Source organism: Micromonospora kangleipakensis, assembly GCF_004217615.1.
Classification (GTDB): Bacteria; Actinomycetota; Actinomycetes; order Mycobacteriales; family Micromonosporaceae; genus Micromonospora; species Micromonospora kangleipakensis.
Window position 1 is genome coordinate 3,653,007 of record NZ_SHLD01000001.1, and the last position, 13,342, is coordinate 3,666,348.

The window sequence follows — 13,342 nt, forward strand, 5'->3', positions numbered from 1 at the left end:
CCACTCAACCCCGCGAGTCAACCGAACCCGGGGCAGTCCCGTCTTCCGCGTACCAGGCGGCAGCGCGAGTCACGTGGCGGCGGCCGAGTCCCGGGATGTTGCAAACCGTCCACGCTTGAAGCCGCTGCCAGCCGCGTACCGTCCGCAGCTCCCGGTATGGGCCGGTGAAACCGGCGGCGACGACGCCGGTAAGGCGTTGCGGGAACCGGGCACCACAGGCCACAGCGTACGGTGCGCCACCTGAGAACCCGACCACTCCGAAACGCTCGATTCCCAGAGATGCCATCAGCGCACCGACCGCATCGGCGACGCCGAGCAGCGTTGGCCGCCGGACAGGTGTCGACCGACCGTATCCAGGCCGGTCCACGGTCATCAGGCGAACGCCCACCAACGCCGCGTCGTCCGGGCGGCTGAGCCGAGAACCTGGCGTGCCATGCAGGTACACCACGGGCACCCCGGCCGGATCGCCGTAATCCGCCCAACCCAGAACCCGATTGTCCGGTAGTGCGAAATCCATGTCGCTTCTCCGCTTCCAGCAGGAAACCGCGGTCGCCTCCACCAGCACTCGGCGGAGTGTCACGCATCATGTGACGCCAACCCGTCACGGATCAAGCGGGGTACGACATGGAGGTGCTGCCGCTGTCGGGTCTCAGGACCTGCATGACAGGTCAGGCTCGGGACGTGGGTTACACGTCCGGCTAGACGATCTTCCTAGCGCTTGCCGCTGCCGTAGGTGCGAGGATGTCTTCCGCTTGGCCGGGCTGCAGTGGCCGGGTGGAAGGGGCGCGGGAGTGAGGTACGTCAGCGTGGAGCGCACAAGGGGCGGCATGGCTCTGGACCCCGAGGCATACCTGCGGCAGTTGCCGTCGTTTGCCGACTCGTTGCCCGAGGGGGCGCGCAGCTTCGCCACAGACCCCGGCCACTACGACTTCTTGTGTCAACGGTGCGTCAAGGACCTCAAGCCCGAGCGACTGACGTCCGGTGAGACGGGCGGGAGCCGCTGGATTGAACTGCACCTACGGCACAACTGCTGGAAGCACGAAGAAGACCTGACGATCCGCTACAGCGGCGTGCAGAGCCTGACGATCGAGCCCGCTGACCAAGGGCTGAACGTGGCCCAGCTCCAGGACGTGATGCTGGACGAAGTGCTGCCGCACGAACGCGGGTGCCGACACGAGATCATTTGCCTCTCCGGAACGCTGGTCGTGACAAGCTTCGACCTGACCGCTACCTGGCTGCACGCCGACTGTCCCGAGCGAGATACCAACGTCTCCTGATTGGTATGGCGCTTGGTCGGGCTGCCGACCACTTGAGGCGACGGCGGCCTTACTCACGCAACTGCGCTGCTTGGGTGGCGCTCCAAGAGACGGGCAAGTCGGAGGGCAAGAGCCGGGTGGGATCGGTTGCCCCTACGAAGAAGGCGAGGGCGCTGGGATCGCGGTCTTCCTGATCGTCCTCCTGCCAGCCGACGGCCGCTGAGACTACGTAGTCCAGCGAATCGCCCGACCCGATGATGAAGACCCTGTTGTAGTCGGCCGTGCGGCCAATCTCCCGCAGGATGCGCTCGTGCTCCTCAGTGGTGGCACACCGCAGCACCAAGCCGTGGTAATCCATCCGCGTCTTCATCGCGTCGACCGGCTTGAACAGAAGATCGATTCGCGACTGGCGGCGCCCGGGAACCGCGACCGTTCGTGTGCGGAGCAGCAGTTGGCTGTGGCTCAGAGAGTAGGCCCAGACGGAGAAGGGGCGTTCAGACCGGAACAGCTCCTTGCCTGGTGCGAAGTGATGATCCTTGTTGAGCCACGCTCTCGACTGCATGCGCGCCAGCATGACAGTAGGCGTCGAGGACTCCAACACGGCTCGGTGCCACTGCTCCGCCACGCTCAACCTCATCAGCACTCGGCGGAGTTCCACCCAGATCCTGATGCCGTGACACGCAGGTCCCGAGACCGGACAGCCGGCCGCCGGCCATGCCTGCTGCCGGCGATGCCTGGTCTCGCATGATGGTTGACGGAACGGCGTCGCAGGACGTTTGACGCCCAGGTCGTGATCGAATAGGTCTGGTGCCTGGGTCGATGGTAGGGCGAGGCCGTCCGGGAGGAGGCTGTTCGCGTCTCGGGTTTCCGGCCGCCGGATGGCACGATGCGTGCTGTGAGTTGGCACTTGCTGGTGACGCCGCTGCACACCGCGGTCGCAGACGATGGACTCGAGTGGGCGGCCGGGGCTGAGTCGTCCTTTGGTCTGCCCGAGGAGCCGCCGGCGGGGGCGCAACGGCTCCAGGATGGCCGGGGCACCGCCGGCCAGTCGCGGTCCGTGGGTGGTTGCGGAGGGAGCCATCCCGCCTGCCACCAACCCGGGCAAGCCGAGCAGACCACCGCCCGACCCGCCAGCGTCCGAACCTGCGTCAAGGTCCGCTTGACGTGGCGAGCCGGGCGGCGGCCCGCACCCCAGGAGGGCGGGTCGGCGGCATACGGGATGGCGCAGATGTTGACTCAGGGTGCGATTGTGTGGCGAGCGCCTGAGGTCGGAGTGGAGGGCCAGTTGGATAGTCCCGATATGTCCGCGATAGCGGAGTCCTACAGATATCGCCTTTTCGTCAGGGGGATGCGGCTTGCTTTGCTCTTCCCGGTGACGGCCTTGTTGATGCTGCTGGTCCGCCTCGGAGTCGCAGAGAGCGTTCTTGTGCCGCTCGTGATGCTGCTCTTTGTCGCCATGGCGCTGGGGATAATAGTGGGCTGGATTGGTGCGGTTCTCCTGGTGCGGGATACTTCTCGCTATTCCGGCGCAGCGAGAGGCAACGTCGACACCCGGAAGGTCAGAGCTCTCATCCGGCAGGCAACTCGGGATATCGGCAATCCCCGCAGGTGGTGACGAGTCCTCGCCTGGGTGACCAGATGAGTGACGACGGGTGCGGACTGTGGCAGGACGAGCGAGGACGTACCTGCACTGTTCCCGCAGGCCACGCTTGCTGTAAGTGCAGGCCAGTGAGCCGTGCTGGTTCTTTCGGAGCGAAGGGTTGCCGCGACAGGGCACAACCTTATTGCCGGATTCCGGTGGGGTCTACTCAGGACGCCGATCGTGCGCCACGCGTGCGGGTCTCCCCGTGCCGCCTCTTAGAGGTCCTAACAAAGTCGTACGACGTGTCGGTAGGTGATGATGCAGGTCGCGAGGCTGAGGAAGGCTTCGTGGATGTCGTCGCGGCGTTCCCACCGGATGCGGAGCCGTTTCATGCCGTGGTACCAGGCGATCGTTCGCTCGATCACCCACCGGTAGACGCCCAGCCCGGAGCCGTGTGGTGTGCCGCGGCGGGCGATCTGCGGGCGGATGCCCTTGGCCCGTACGGCTTTGCGGTACTTGTCGTGGTCGTAGGCTCGGTCGGCGAACAGTTCGTCGGGGCGCCGGCGGGGCCGGCCTCGCCGGCCGCGGACCGGTGGGACCTTGTCGATCAGCGGCAGCAGTTGGGTGATGTCGTTGCGGTTGCCGCCGGTCAGCGACGCGCACAGGGGGATGCCGGCGCCCTCGGTCAGGACGTGGTGCTTCGAGCCCGCTCGGGCGCGGTCGACCGGGCTCGGTCCGCTTTTGGGCCGCGTCTGGCGGCACGGACGTGGGAGGAGTCGATGACCGCCCGGGACCAGTCCAGCTTTCCCGCGGCTTGCAGCTCGGCGAGCAGCAGTTCGTGCAGCTGCTGCCACACCCCGGCCCGGTTCCACTCCTCGAGCCGCCGCCAGCAGGTCATCCCGGACCCGAACCCGAGCTCCTGGGGCAGGAACTCCCACTGGATGCCGGTGTGCAGCACGAACAGGATCCCGGACAACACCTGCCGATCCGGGATCCGTTTCCGTCCCGGACGCCGGGGATCGCGGAGCACAGGCTTGGGCAGCAACGGCTCAATGCGCTGCCACAACCCGTCCGGCACGATCCACGGCGGCTGCTCACCACGCCTCACAGCCAGACATCGTAGACCACTATCCACAAAGGACGGAAGAGGCATAGATCACTTCTGTTAGGAACTCTTACTCCCACCGGTTCGGCTTACGCCTCGGGTGCTCCGGCGGCACCCTTGAGGGGATAGATCCAACTGTAGTCCGCGTCGTTCGGCCGTCTAGGGATTTCGATAGCCAGCGTGGAGCGGCTGTGCCCGATCCGTGCCCGATACAGCGGCCACCAGGGGTCAACAGCGGCACATCGATAGTCTCGACCCGAACGCGCTTTGGCTGTTGGCGCGGTCACTCAGCCTGTAGATCAATCCGATTCCCAAGCTGAGGCTAGGCACCTTCCAAACTGAGGGTCAGGGCTGCTGCTGGCCACGTCTCGTGAGCACGAAGTCTGCGTAGTCTTCCCCAGCGACTCCGTGATTTGCCCAGCGATGTGGGGAGGCTCCAGTGGCCCTCTCCGCCAGCTCTAACGCCTCGGCCGCATCTTCAACGTGACCGATGAGACGGCCGGAGCTCGTGTCGTCTTCGCCTTCTGGATCGAGCGGCGGGAACGTGTCGAGGTCCCGGTAGTGCTCGTCGTCCAGCTCCTGCACGTCATGGACCGGCACGTTGTAGCCCTGTTGCCAGGGCCAGACGGAGACCCAGCGGACACCCGGGATTCCTGCCACGGTGATAGGTCCGATGAACTGCTCAACCTCCTTCCGACGACCGAGCGCGCCGAGGGCGAACGACCGGGTGAGGTATCGCATGCTCGGAGGCTATCCCGAGGGGACTGCCCTTCAGGTGCCCAGGAGCCCAGGCTGGGTGACGACGCCGGGGATCATGCGCAGCCGGCAACGCCGCCGGCAGCAGAGGCGGCCTGAGATCAGTCGCTGACATCAACGGTGGCGGCCATGGCCGCACATGCTCGTACGGATCTCGCCTCCGGTCCGGGCCCAGTGGACGTCAGCGGACGCTGCGACTCTTGCCGGAAGCGCATTACAAGCGAGGGGTCAGGGACGGCCCTCGTAGGCTGGCAGTGGATGAGCCGGCCGGGAGATGGGCTCTGGTCCTAGCCGCCGAAAGCCTCGGCCATCATGGCAAGGCGGTCGATCGGCGCTTCCGGGTGACGAGGGCTGTGCCGGCCGAGGCAGACAGGCAAGCCCCTGCGCTCGGTCCAGTCGCTGTCGCCCCAGAAGCGATGGCTTGCGTTCAGTAGCTCCCCGGCGACTTCATTTTGTCGCTGTTGGGCTCCGGTAGCGGAGAGAGCCGATGCCACGACGTTATTGGCCCCGCGTGGGATACCCGAGTCACCCACGGCAGGAAGGAGTAGGAGGAGGCGTTCGGCCTGGCTGCGCTTCGAGTCCGGTTGACTCGCCGTCGTGACCAGCTCCGACCACGAGAGCGCCGGCCCGTGGAAGCCTCCCTCCAGTGCCGCAGCGGTGATCACGGCATCAGATCCCGCCGGCTGAAGCAGGTAGTCCCATCCCGAGTCGCCGTCGAAGTTGCGGAAGAGGATGTGCAGGCAGTGGCCTCGGGCGAGGTCCAGGGTGATGATGGGCCACCTGTCGGGCTGGTGCATCTCCTCCGCGTAGACCTCCACATCCGCTGGATCGATGTCGAAGGCCACTGCGGCCGTAAAGGAGCCGCCTACCGAGAGCAGGAATGCTGGCCAGAACGTGGGGTCATCAAGCCACGGCGTAGCGTCTACGAGCACGGATGCGTCAACCGGCGGTTGAAAGCCATCGAGATAGCCGCGCAAAGGCATCTGGCCATCCTCGCAGACCATGGTGGTCGCGTTGGTCCGTGATCCAAGAGTCCGGCATTCAGAGCTGCCTGCGTTGGCGCGTGCCACCTATGCGCCCGTAGTGCCGGGAAGCCGCGGGAACCGCGACAGCGGGCCATGGCCTTTGGGTGACAAAGTGAGTGACGATCGGCGCGGACGCCAGCGGACGAGCCTGGACGCTCACGGACCATTTCGGCAGGTCAAGGGCTGCAGTACAGCAGCTCAGGGGACCGTGTTGGTTGCCTGGGGGTCAAGGGGTCGTCGGTTCGAATCCGGCCGTCCCGACAGTAAAACAGCAGGTCAGGGCCTTGATTCACTTCGGTGGATCGAGGCCTTCTTGCTGTTCCGTCTCACAATTCATCACGTACGCGTGTACTGCTGAAATTCGGGCGCTGGAGTTGCCCGAACAGCCCCGACTCAAGGTGCTCGGCTGCCACCTTCAGATGGCTGCTGTCGGGTGGACGTAGACCCGCTTGGCGAGGGTGCCACCGTCCGCGTGACCGGCCCAGGCCGCCAGCACGACGTCGGGCACTCCGGCGCCGGCGAGGTAGGTCAGGCAGGCGTGCCGGGCGTCGTGCGGCTGGACCTTGCGTACCGCGACCTTGGCCATCAGCTCGTACACCCGACGACGGAGCCAATCGGTACGTTGCGGCTGGCCGAGTTCATTGACCAGGACGTAGCCGCTATCGACGTAGACGTCACCCGCCTTCAGGCGCTCCTTCTTCTGCAGGGTGTGGAACGCCTTCAGCGCCTTCGCGACCGTCGCCGGCATCGGCAGGCCGCGTTTGCCGGCCGCCGACTTGGCCTCCTTTTCCTCGATCTCGCCGTCGACGAGCGTCCGGGTGTTTCCCCGGCCTTGATCGTGCCGGCCTCGAAGTCGACATCGGACCAGCGCAATCCACACACCTCGGCCGGCCGCAGGCCCATCAGCGACAGCAGGCAGGGGGCGTAGAGGCGCTCGCCCGTGATTCCCGTCAGGAATGCCTTCACCTCCTCCTGGGTCCAGGGTTTGCGCTCCGCCCGCGCCTCCGCGGCGGCCTTCGCGGCTGCCCTGGGGATGGTGACGAATGCGGCGACGTTGCGGACCACCAGTTGACGCCGAACCGCTCGCGGGGCTGCGCGGCGACCCCGCGGACCCGCAGCTCAAAACCGCTACCAATCGCCCACGCAGGGTGGCGCCGCTCGGCGCTGATTTGAGAATGCCCAACTGTCGCGTCCGGTTCAAGGTTGCGGATGATCAAGGCGCCGACCAGCGACTCGCAGGGTAGGTCCGGACGGCGCCGGGTGAGAGTGCCCGGATTTACCTTGCGGTTTCCGGGCTCGTCGGTGTCTGCTGGTTTCCCTCCGCGTCGGACGTACATCACCATCATCGACAACCCCACGCCCGAGTTCGTGATCGGTGCCTACCACCAGCTCTGGCGCATCGAGAAGACCTTCCGCATGTCCAAGCACGACCTGCGCGCCCGGCCGATCTACCACCACAAGCGCGAGTCCATCGAGGCCTATCTGACCATCGTGTTCGCCGCGCTCGCGGTCACCAGGTTCGTCGAGAACGCGACCGGCTGGTCCATCAAGCGTTTCGTGCGCACCGCGCGGCGTTACCGCACGGTACAGATCAGGCTCGGCCCCCACACCCTGACCGCCGAAGACCCACTCCCGTCTGACCTACGCGAGGCGCTGGCCCAGATCAACTGACGAGGTGCGCACTAGCCTGAGCCGAGTCAGTGACAAGGGTCACGATCGTCATCTGACAAGACCCGCTTGATTCCTCTCGGCTTGACGCATGCCGTTATGGGTATATGATGGTTGCCATGGCACGAGCAGCGACGACGTCGGACGTCTTCAACGCGATCGCCGAGCCGCAGCGCCGGGAGATCCTGGTGCTGCTGCGGGCGGGTGAGCGGCCGGTGACCGAGTTGGCCCAGGAGCTGGGGATGACCCAGCCGGGGGCGTCCAAACACCTGCGGGTGCTCCGGGAGGTCGGGCTGGTGCGAGACCGCAAGGCAGGCAAGCAGCGCCTGTACGGCCTCGACGCCCGCGGGCTGCGACCGGTCCACGAGTGGACCGGCGGGTTCGAGCGGTTCTGGAACGAGAGCTTCGACCGGTTGGACGCGTACGTGCAGGACCTGAAGCAGGCAAGGCAGGAGGAGTAGCTGATGAGTGAGATGGGACGAGAAGCGCCAGCGCAGTCCGCGACGGCTGACCGCCAGATCGTGATCTCCCGGGTCATCGACGCCCCACGGGAGCTGGTGTTCGAGGCGTTCACCGAGGTGCGGCACCTGTCGCGGTGGTGGGGGCCGGAGGGGTTCACCACCACCACGCGGTCGTTCGAGTTCCGCGTCGGCGGGGAGTGGGACTTCGTGATGCACGGGCCGGACGGGACGGACTTCCAGGAGTGGATCTCCTGGACCGAGATCGTCCCGCCGGAGGGGATCGCGCTGCTGCACGGTGAGTCCCGCGGCGACCCGAACGCCTTCGAGTCGGTCCTCACGTTCGCGCCCGACGGGGCGGCGACCCGGATCGAGATGCGCACGGTGTTCCCCACCAAGGAGCTGCGCGACGAGGCGGTCGAGAAGTACCACGCGATCGAGGGCGGCCAGCAGACCCTGAGCAACCTGGCTGCCTACGTCACCGAGATCGTTCGGAAGGGAGCTGAGGGCTGATGGCCGGGAAGGTGTTCTTCAGCGTGTCGATGTCGCTGGACGGGTTCATCGCGCCCGCGTCCCTCGGGGACTTGATGGGGCAGCAATGGATGGAACTGCAGGCGTGGATCTTCCCGCAGCGGTTCTTGCGGGAGAACCTGAAGCTTGGCGAGGGCGGTGAGGAAGGGCGCGACAACGACATCGTGCGGGAGACGTTCGAGCGCACCGGCGCGAGCGTGATGGGCAAGCGCATGTTCGACGCCGGCGAGCAGGCGTGGCCGGAGGAGGCGCCGTTCCACACGCCGGTGTTCGTCGTGACGCACGAGAAGCGTGACCCCTGGGAGCGGCCGGGTGGGACCACCTTCCACTTCGTCAACGACGGCATCGAGTCCGCGCTCGACCAGGCCCGCGAGGCCGCCGGCGACCGCGACGTCCGCATCGCGGGCGGCGGCGCGACGATCCTGGAGTACGTGAACGCCGGCCTGATCGACGAGTTCTCGATCGCGCTGTCGCCCGTGCTGTTCGGCTCCGGAATCCGCCTGTTCGAGGGCGTGGACGCGGGCCGCGTGGCCCTGGAGCCGGTCCGCGCGGAGCCCTCCCCGAGGGTGACGCACCTGACCTACGCCGTCCGGGAGCGGTAGGCGCACGGCGGACGACACACGGCGGACGGCGGACGCGAAGGAACACCCACGCGGTTGGCACGCAGACGGTTCTCCTGCCGGGATGCCCAGCCCACCTGCTGGATGGCCAGGAAGGAGCCGGGAGGATCCGGTGGCACCGGGCCGCTCGGCGCCCATGGGGGGGACGATTCGCCAGGTGGAATGGCCAGGAACGGGCCCCGAATCGTGAGCCGAGTCAGGGATCAACTGACGAGGTGCGCACTAGCCTGAGCCGAGTCAGGTCGAACAGGTCGGCCGGGGGTCGCCTCGTCACCGCATCAGGGTCGACGCCCGGTGAGGACGTCGTTGTACTCATCGATCAAGGTGTTTGCCGCTTCGATTTCGGCAGAGTCGAGGCCGGTGGACTGCGTGAACATCCACTTGTAGAGGCCCTCGATCGCAGCGGTGTACTCGTCGAAGGGTTCCCGGATCGGCAGGGCATCACCGTGCTGTGCCAGGTAGTTGCGGCTCGCTCCGGACCACGATGAGGACTAAAGTAGCGCTGGGACGCTGATCTGCAGTTGGTAAGTGACCTTCTGTTGCGTGAGGTTCACTTGGTTGTATGGGGCGGGAAGGCTCTGGTGGAGCATGTAGTTGCGCAGGTCCTTGACGAACCTGGCCGCTGGAAGCGCTCCAACTTGCTGGACTCGTCTGGTGTATTCGTCGTAGCACGGGGTGCCCTCGTAGCGCCGGGCGACGACCCGGGTGTGGTCGATCAGCGTTCCGATCGCCGCGACCACGTTGTGAAGTAGACGGTCAAATTCGTTGAAGTAGGCCTCCTGTTCGGCATCGTGCGACCCGGTGTTGGACACCAAGTTCAGGGCAAGATGCCAGTCCTGCTCGGGGCCCTCGATTAGCTTGTCGAGTTCCCGCAGGTTACCGGCGGGGACTTCATGCGTGCGCCGTAGTCGGGCCCACCTTGCGTGCCCCCGCGTGCCAGGATGCTCGCTGATCGCCTTGCTGCGCAGCTCTTGGAGTCGTGCGTTCACGATCTCATCCTGTCGCCCGACGCACCGGCGTTTCGACCCTGTTGACGCTCGCGGCGGGTGAAGGTCATTGGTTCAAGGCAACCTCCGGTGGCGCCTCACTGGAGGTTGCCTTCGAGCGGGGCCATGCTGCTGGATTGGCGGCGTTGTCGAGGTAGTCGGACTTCACCGCTGTCGGTCTGATGTAGTCGGTGGAAGGTTCCCGGGGTCGTGTCGGGAGCATTGGCATCCCGGCTGTAGACGTCGGAGACCGTGCTGGTTTCGGCGCTGGCTTCGACGGTGCCGACGAACTGTTCCATCTTGCGTGACCAGTCGCGGGCGAGGACGGAGCCGACGTGACGGTGGTAGAGGATGACGCGACCGCCGCGGCGGTTGCGAGCGAACCAGTGTGCGCTGCGGTGGTGCCGGTCGAGGCTGTGCTGGTTGGGCTTGGTGATGGTTGGGTTGCCGAAGCCGGGCAGGGTGCGGTAGGTGGTTGGCGGCAGGCTGGGTGGGCGCCAGCAGTCGTCGTCGATCCAGTGGGCGATCGGGTCTTGGGTGACTTTGGGCTGGTAATCGGGTTGGCCAAGGCGGCGGCCGATTTCGGCGGCGAAGCGGCGTTGCCCGTCGGGGTCGCCGGCGGCGAGTCGGCGCCAGTGCAGCGAGCCGACGAGCGCGGCGATCTTGACGGCTTCGGGGTAGGTCGCGGCGAACAGCCGGGAGGTGCTGAAGGTGTGCCCCGAACCCCGGCCCTCCTCAGAGATGCCGCCGGAATCCGCTATCTACCCTTGGAGCCGTTGCGCCCAGTACACCTGCCCGTCCGGCCCCATATAGACCAGGGCCAACAGCAGGTCCGAAATCGCAACCGGGGCAGTGGGCACGTGGACCACCGCCCGTAGCGGCCCGTCCACATACGGAAAGGCCGCAACGAACGTTAGCGGCGAAGCGTCCCCGTCGGACACGGCCAGTCTGGAGCCGTAGCTCGTCCAGATGTTTCCCTCTCTGACATCGCCTGCGCCCTGTAGCCAGGAATAGCGCTTGGCGATCTTGTTATCGACTCCGGCGCTCCCCAGGCCGACGGCCTCCTGCAGTGGCGACGACGCGCTGAAGCTTCCCGGCTTGAGGTTGGTGCGCTTGTCAATGAGAAAGATCGCGAAGTATCCGCCATCGAGTGGCTTGGGCGGGGTCTGCCATGAAACCTGCCCGAGCACCAGCTGGTCGCGTCCGTCGGACACCGGGGCGTTTACCTTGTCGCCGAGCGCGGCCTGAGCCTCCTCGTGGCCGACGATCTGAAGTGAGGACTTGATGGCCAGCGCTTCCGGGCCGTACGGCGGGTGGTTGTGCCACCAGCGCCAGCCAACGAAGGCCATCACCGCCAGGATGACCGCCAACACCAGCCCGGTCCTTCGCCACGTCATGCGCGATAGTGAACCATGCGATCACCAGACGACCAGCCGTTCGTAATCTTCTTCCAACTCGAAGGCCGGCATGGGCCATCCGTGGGCCAGTAACCGTGACGCGGAGCGGGCACGAGCGGGCACGAGACGCCACCGGGCCCATCGCCGCCCACAGGCGTTTCGGGCATCACGCCGCTTGAGCACGCTCTTCCAAACCGGGGCTCCACGGACTTCGATGCCCTCCGACCTGCGAGAGCTTCAGGACCGTCGAATGATGGGGGCATGGGAGCGCTGGGAGCGCAGCAGGCTATGTGAGACTCATCCGTGCCAGCTGACTTCGCACGCGACCCGAAGCAGCCGCTCTGCCATGAGCTGGGGGCCAAGGGGTCGTCGGTTCGAATCCGGCCGTCCCGACAGCGAGGGTTTCCGCAGGTCAGAGCCTGTGGAGACCTCTTTTTCGTGTTCAGGGTGGTTCGTCGAGGTCGAGCACGCCGCTAATCGACCCCTTGACTCGACGGGTGACATGCCCCGGCACTACGGTGCCAACGCGGCAGCCGAACGCGCCCAGGAGATCCAGGTGCAACTGGGGCATCGGGGAGAGGGTGTAGAGGTCGGCAATGCGGCCGGCCGACCCGAGAACCGAGTCGGCCGACCGTGACAGCCTCGTGTTCGATCGGCGCGGACCTGGGTAGTGTCAGGGCTCCGTGCTCTCGGTACGCCGACGACGGGACTTGCGTGACAACTCCGCCAGCTGCAGCATGTATGCCTTCCTCGCATGTCGTCCCACCTCTGCACGTACCACTGTTGGCATACGAAAGGGCGCATCCGCGAGGTAGCGCTTCGACCGGCGTCAACGCGCTGGTCAGGCTCGCGCTGCCCCAGTCAACCCGTGACATGATTGCGCCCATGGGGAAGCAGCAGGACGTCGGCGGGCCCGACCGTCACAGCCGGTCAGGTACCACCGCCCACCGTGCGATCGGTGGCAGCGCCGACGCGCGGCTCGCCCTCGCGCAGGACCCCGCAACGCCACAGATGACCCTCTTCGACTTGGCGTCCGACCCGTCGGCCGTGGTCCGTAAGGCGGTCGCGGCCCGGGCCGACGCACCCGCGCAGGCACTGCGACCGCTGACCCGGGACCATGATCGTCAGGTCCGGGAGGCTGTGGCGAGAAACCCTTCGACCTCGGTCGCCAATCTCTTGCGTCTCGTCAGAGACGCCGACCGGTGGGTCCGCTGGGCGGTCGCCGGCAACCCGGCTTGCGACGAGTCGGTTCGCCGGGTGATGTCAGAGGCACCCGACAAGGAGCTTCGTGGTCTCCTCGCGGAGATGCGGGAGTTGGAGCCCGATCTGGCCGCCAGGCTGATCGACGACGTCTCACCCGAGGTACGGGAACGACTCGCCACCCACACCCACGACCCCGACGTGATCACCGCCCTGATGGCCGATCGCACCGTACGCGTTCGCAAGGGGGTCGCCCGCAACCCGCGGACCACCGCCGAGCAGCGCAGGGCGCTTGCCCAGGACCCCGTGATCGACGTCCGTGCCGCGCTGGTCCGCGCGGTCGAGCTGGACGAGGCGGATCTGGAACGCCTGGTTCACGACCGTTCGGTGCAGGTCCGACTGGCGATGGCAACATCCGAGGTCATCCCGCCGCACATCCGGCGGGCCCTCGGGCGTGATCCCGACGAGATGGTGGCGGGCGCGGCGCGGGATTTCCGCCCGGCGTCTGGCAACTCCCCGGTGATAAGGGGTGCACGCGGTCACCGGCGCTCCGGCACCGGCCCAGGTCGACCGGGCGGCGCCGCGTAAGGCCGGCGGCATCTCTGCCACGGCCCATACAGGGCGGGCACGTCCCGGCACGGCAAACCTACCGTGGTCCGCCACCGGATTCCGTCGATCAACTGCCGTCTCGTCCACTTCCGCAGACGACTGTCAACGCTCGTGGTTGAGTCATGGTTCAGGTGTGGTGGTCGGTGATA

16 protein-coding genes and 3 pseudogenes are annotated in these 13,342 nt (G+C 66.5%); 8 read left to right on the forward strand and 11 right to left on the reverse strand.

Annotated features, from left to right (window positions below; all coding sequences use genetic code 11):
* Positions 1–4 precede the first annotated feature (4 nt).
* On the reverse strand, positions 5–565 hold the full coding sequence (locus tag EV384_RS17500; protein ID WP_130334713.1) for an alpha/beta fold hydrolase: 561 nt from the start codon (positions 563–565) through the stop codon (positions 5–7).
* Between the two features lie 262 nt (positions 566–827).
* Between EV384_RS17500 and EV384_RS17505 the strand changes: the two genes are divergently transcribed.
* Positions 828–1,277, forward strand: a complete 450-nt coding sequence (locus EV384_RS17505) for a hypothetical protein (protein WP_207232356.1) — start codon at positions 828–830, stop codon at positions 1,275–1,277.
* A gap of 49 nt (positions 1,278–1,326) precedes the next feature.
* Here the strand turns inward: EV384_RS17505 and EV384_RS17510 are convergent, their stop codons facing one another.
* A complete protein-coding gene (locus EV384_RS17510; RefSeq protein WP_130334717.1) occupies positions 1,327–1,881 on the reverse strand; it encodes a hypothetical protein in 555 nt (184 codons plus the stop codon).
* Between the two features lie 675 nt (positions 1,882–2,556).
* Between EV384_RS17510 and EV384_RS17515 the strand changes: the two genes are divergently transcribed.
* Entirely contained in the window at positions 2,557–2,871 is a 315-nt protein-coding gene (locus EV384_RS17515; RefSeq protein WP_130334719.1) for a hypothetical protein, read from the forward strand.
* A gap of 251 nt (positions 2,872–3,122) precedes the next feature.
* Here the strand turns inward: EV384_RS17515 and EV384_RS17520 are convergent.
* From EV384_RS17520 to EV384_RS36050, 5 genes and pseudogenes are all read right to left on the reverse strand, one after another.
* Positions 3,123–3,991: pseudogene (locus EV384_RS17520) on the reverse strand (IS5 family transposase).
* A 297-nt stretch (positions 3,992–4,288) separates the two neighbouring features.
* Positions 4,289–4,684, reverse strand: a complete 396-nt coding sequence (locus EV384_RS17525; protein WP_130334722.1) for a hypothetical protein — start codon at positions 4,682–4,684, stop codon at positions 4,289–4,291.
* 302 nt (positions 4,685–4,986) lie between these two features.
* Positions 4,987–5,682: a hypothetical protein gene (locus tag EV384_RS17530; RefSeq protein ID WP_130334724.1), complete on the reverse strand. Its 696-nt coding sequence runs from the start codon at positions 5,680–5,682 to the stop codon at positions 4,987–4,989.
* Positions 5,683–6,139: 457 nt separating this feature from the next.
* Complete coding sequence (locus EV384_RS17535) at positions 6,140–6,472, reverse strand: tyrosine-type recombinase/integrase (protein ID WP_130334726.1); 333 nt, start codon at positions 6,470–6,472, stop codon at positions 6,140–6,142.
* A complete protein-coding gene (locus EV384_RS36050) occupies positions 6,445–6,789 on the reverse strand; it encodes a site-specific integrase (protein WP_242624119.1) in 345 nt (114 codons plus the stop codon). The genes EV384_RS17535 and EV384_RS36050 overlap by 28 nt, the downstream gene beginning before the upstream one ends.
* Positions 6,790–6,933: 144 nt before the next feature.
* On the opposite strand from EV384_RS36050, the gene EV384_RS17545 reads away from it, so the two are divergent.
* From EV384_RS17545 to EV384_RS17560, 4 genes are all read left to right on the forward strand, one after another.
* Positions 6,934–7,395 carry a transposase gene (locus tag EV384_RS17545; protein ID WP_130334730.1) on the forward strand — a complete coding sequence of 154 codons (462 nt, stop codon included), beginning with the start codon at positions 6,934–6,936 and terminating at the stop codon, positions 7,393–7,395.
* A 116-nt stretch (positions 7,396–7,511) separates the two neighbouring features.
* A complete protein-coding gene (locus EV384_RS17550; RefSeq protein WP_075033765.1) occupies positions 7,512–7,853 on the forward strand; it encodes an ArsR/SmtB family transcription factor in 342 nt (113 codons plus the stop codon).
* A gap of 3 nt (positions 7,854–7,856) precedes the next feature.
* Positions 7,857–8,363: an SRPBCC family protein gene (locus EV384_RS17555; RefSeq protein WP_130334732.1), complete on the forward strand. Its 507-nt coding sequence runs from the start codon at positions 7,857–7,859 to the stop codon at positions 8,361–8,363.
* On the forward strand, positions 8,363–8,983 hold the full coding sequence (locus EV384_RS17560; protein ID WP_130334734.1) for a dihydrofolate reductase family protein: 621 nt from the start codon (positions 8,363–8,365) through the stop codon (positions 8,981–8,983). The genes EV384_RS17555 and EV384_RS17560 overlap by 1 nt, the downstream gene beginning before the upstream one ends.
* A gap of 509 nt (positions 8,984–9,492) precedes the next feature.
* Here the strand turns inward: EV384_RS17560 and EV384_RS17565 are convergent.
* From EV384_RS17565 to EV384_RS17575, 3 genes are all read right to left on the reverse strand, one after another.
* Entirely contained in the window at positions 9,493–9,990 is a 498-nt protein-coding gene (locus tag EV384_RS17565; RefSeq protein ID WP_130334736.1) for a hypothetical protein, read from the reverse strand.
* 95 nt (positions 9,991–10,085) lie between these two features.
* Positions 10,086–10,286 carry a hypothetical protein gene (locus EV384_RS36055; protein ID WP_242624120.1) on the reverse strand — a complete coding sequence of 67 codons (201 nt, stop codon included), beginning with the start codon at positions 10,284–10,286 and terminating at the stop codon, positions 10,086–10,088.
* A 462-nt stretch (positions 10,287–10,748) separates the two neighbouring features.
* Positions 10,749–11,360 (reverse strand): hypothetical protein, encoded by a 612-nt coding sequence (locus tag EV384_RS17575; protein ID WP_242624121.1) that lies wholly within the window; start codon positions 11,358–11,360, stop codon positions 10,749–10,751.
* Positions 11,361–12,395: 1,035 nt separating this feature from the next.
* On the opposite strand from EV384_RS17575, the pseudogene EV384_RS37300 reads away from it, so the two are divergent.
* Together EV384_RS37300 and EV384_RS34870 are read left to right on the forward strand one after the other, a co-directional pair.
* Positions 12,396–12,572, forward strand: a pseudogene (locus EV384_RS37300) (hypothetical protein); the annotation flags it as partial.
* Positions 12,573–12,644: 72 nt separating this feature from the next.
* Entirely contained in the window at positions 12,645–13,172 is a 528-nt protein-coding gene (locus EV384_RS34870; protein WP_165439971.1) for a magnesium transporter, read from the forward strand.
* A 14-nt stretch (positions 13,173–13,186) separates the two neighbouring features.
* On the opposite strand, the pseudogene EV384_RS36060 reads toward EV384_RS34870, so the two are convergent.
* Positions 13,187–13,291 (reverse strand): annotated as a pseudogene (locus EV384_RS36060) (IS5 family transposase); the annotation flags it as partial.
* Positions 13,292–13,342: the final 51 nt, after the last annotated feature.

Excerpts from the sequence above, each read along its gene's own strand:
- EV384_RS17505 (WP_207232356.1), top strand. The coding sequence starts at position 828 with ATGGCTCTGGACCCCGAGGCATACCTGCGGCAGTTGCCGTCGTTTGCC.
- EV384_RS36055 (WP_242624120.1), bottom strand. The coding sequence starts at position 10,286 with ATGGAACAGTTCGTCGGCACCGTCGAAGCCAGCGCCGAAACCAGCACG.
- EV384_RS17550 (WP_075033765.1), top strand. The coding sequence starts at position 7,512 with ATGGCACGAGCAGCGACGACGTCGGACGTCTTCAACGCGATCGCCGAG.
- EV384_RS17545 (WP_130334730.1), top strand. The coding sequence starts at position 6,934 with ATGATCAAGGCGCCGACCAGCGACTCGCAGGGTAGGTCCGGACGGCGC.
- EV384_RS17515 (WP_130334719.1), top strand. The coding sequence starts at position 2,557 with ATGTCCGCGATAGCGGAGTCCTACAGATATCGCCTTTTCGTCAGGGGG.
- EV384_RS17530 (WP_130334724.1), bottom strand. The coding sequence starts at position 5,682 with ATGCCTTTGCGCGGCTATCTCGATGGCTTTCAACCGCCGGTTGACGCA.
- EV384_RS17525 (WP_130334722.1), bottom strand. The coding sequence starts at position 4,684 with ATGCGATACCTCACCCGGTCGTTCGCCCTCGGCGCGCTCGGTCGTCGG.
- EV384_RS34870 (WP_165439971.1), top strand. The coding sequence starts at position 12,645 with ATGTCAGAGGCACCCGACAAGGAGCTTCGTGGTCTCCTCGCGGAGATG.
- EV384_RS17560 (WP_130334734.1), top strand. The coding sequence starts at position 8,363 with ATGGCCGGGAAGGTGTTCTTCAGCGTGTCGATGTCGCTGGACGGGTTC.
- EV384_RS17535 (WP_130334726.1), bottom strand. The coding sequence starts at position 6,472 with ATGCCGGCGACGGTCGCGAAGGCGCTGAAGGCGTTCCACACCCTGCAG.
- EV384_RS17555 (WP_130334732.1), top strand. The coding sequence starts at position 7,857 with ATGAGTGAGATGGGACGAGAAGCGCCAGCGCAGTCCGCGACGGCTGAC.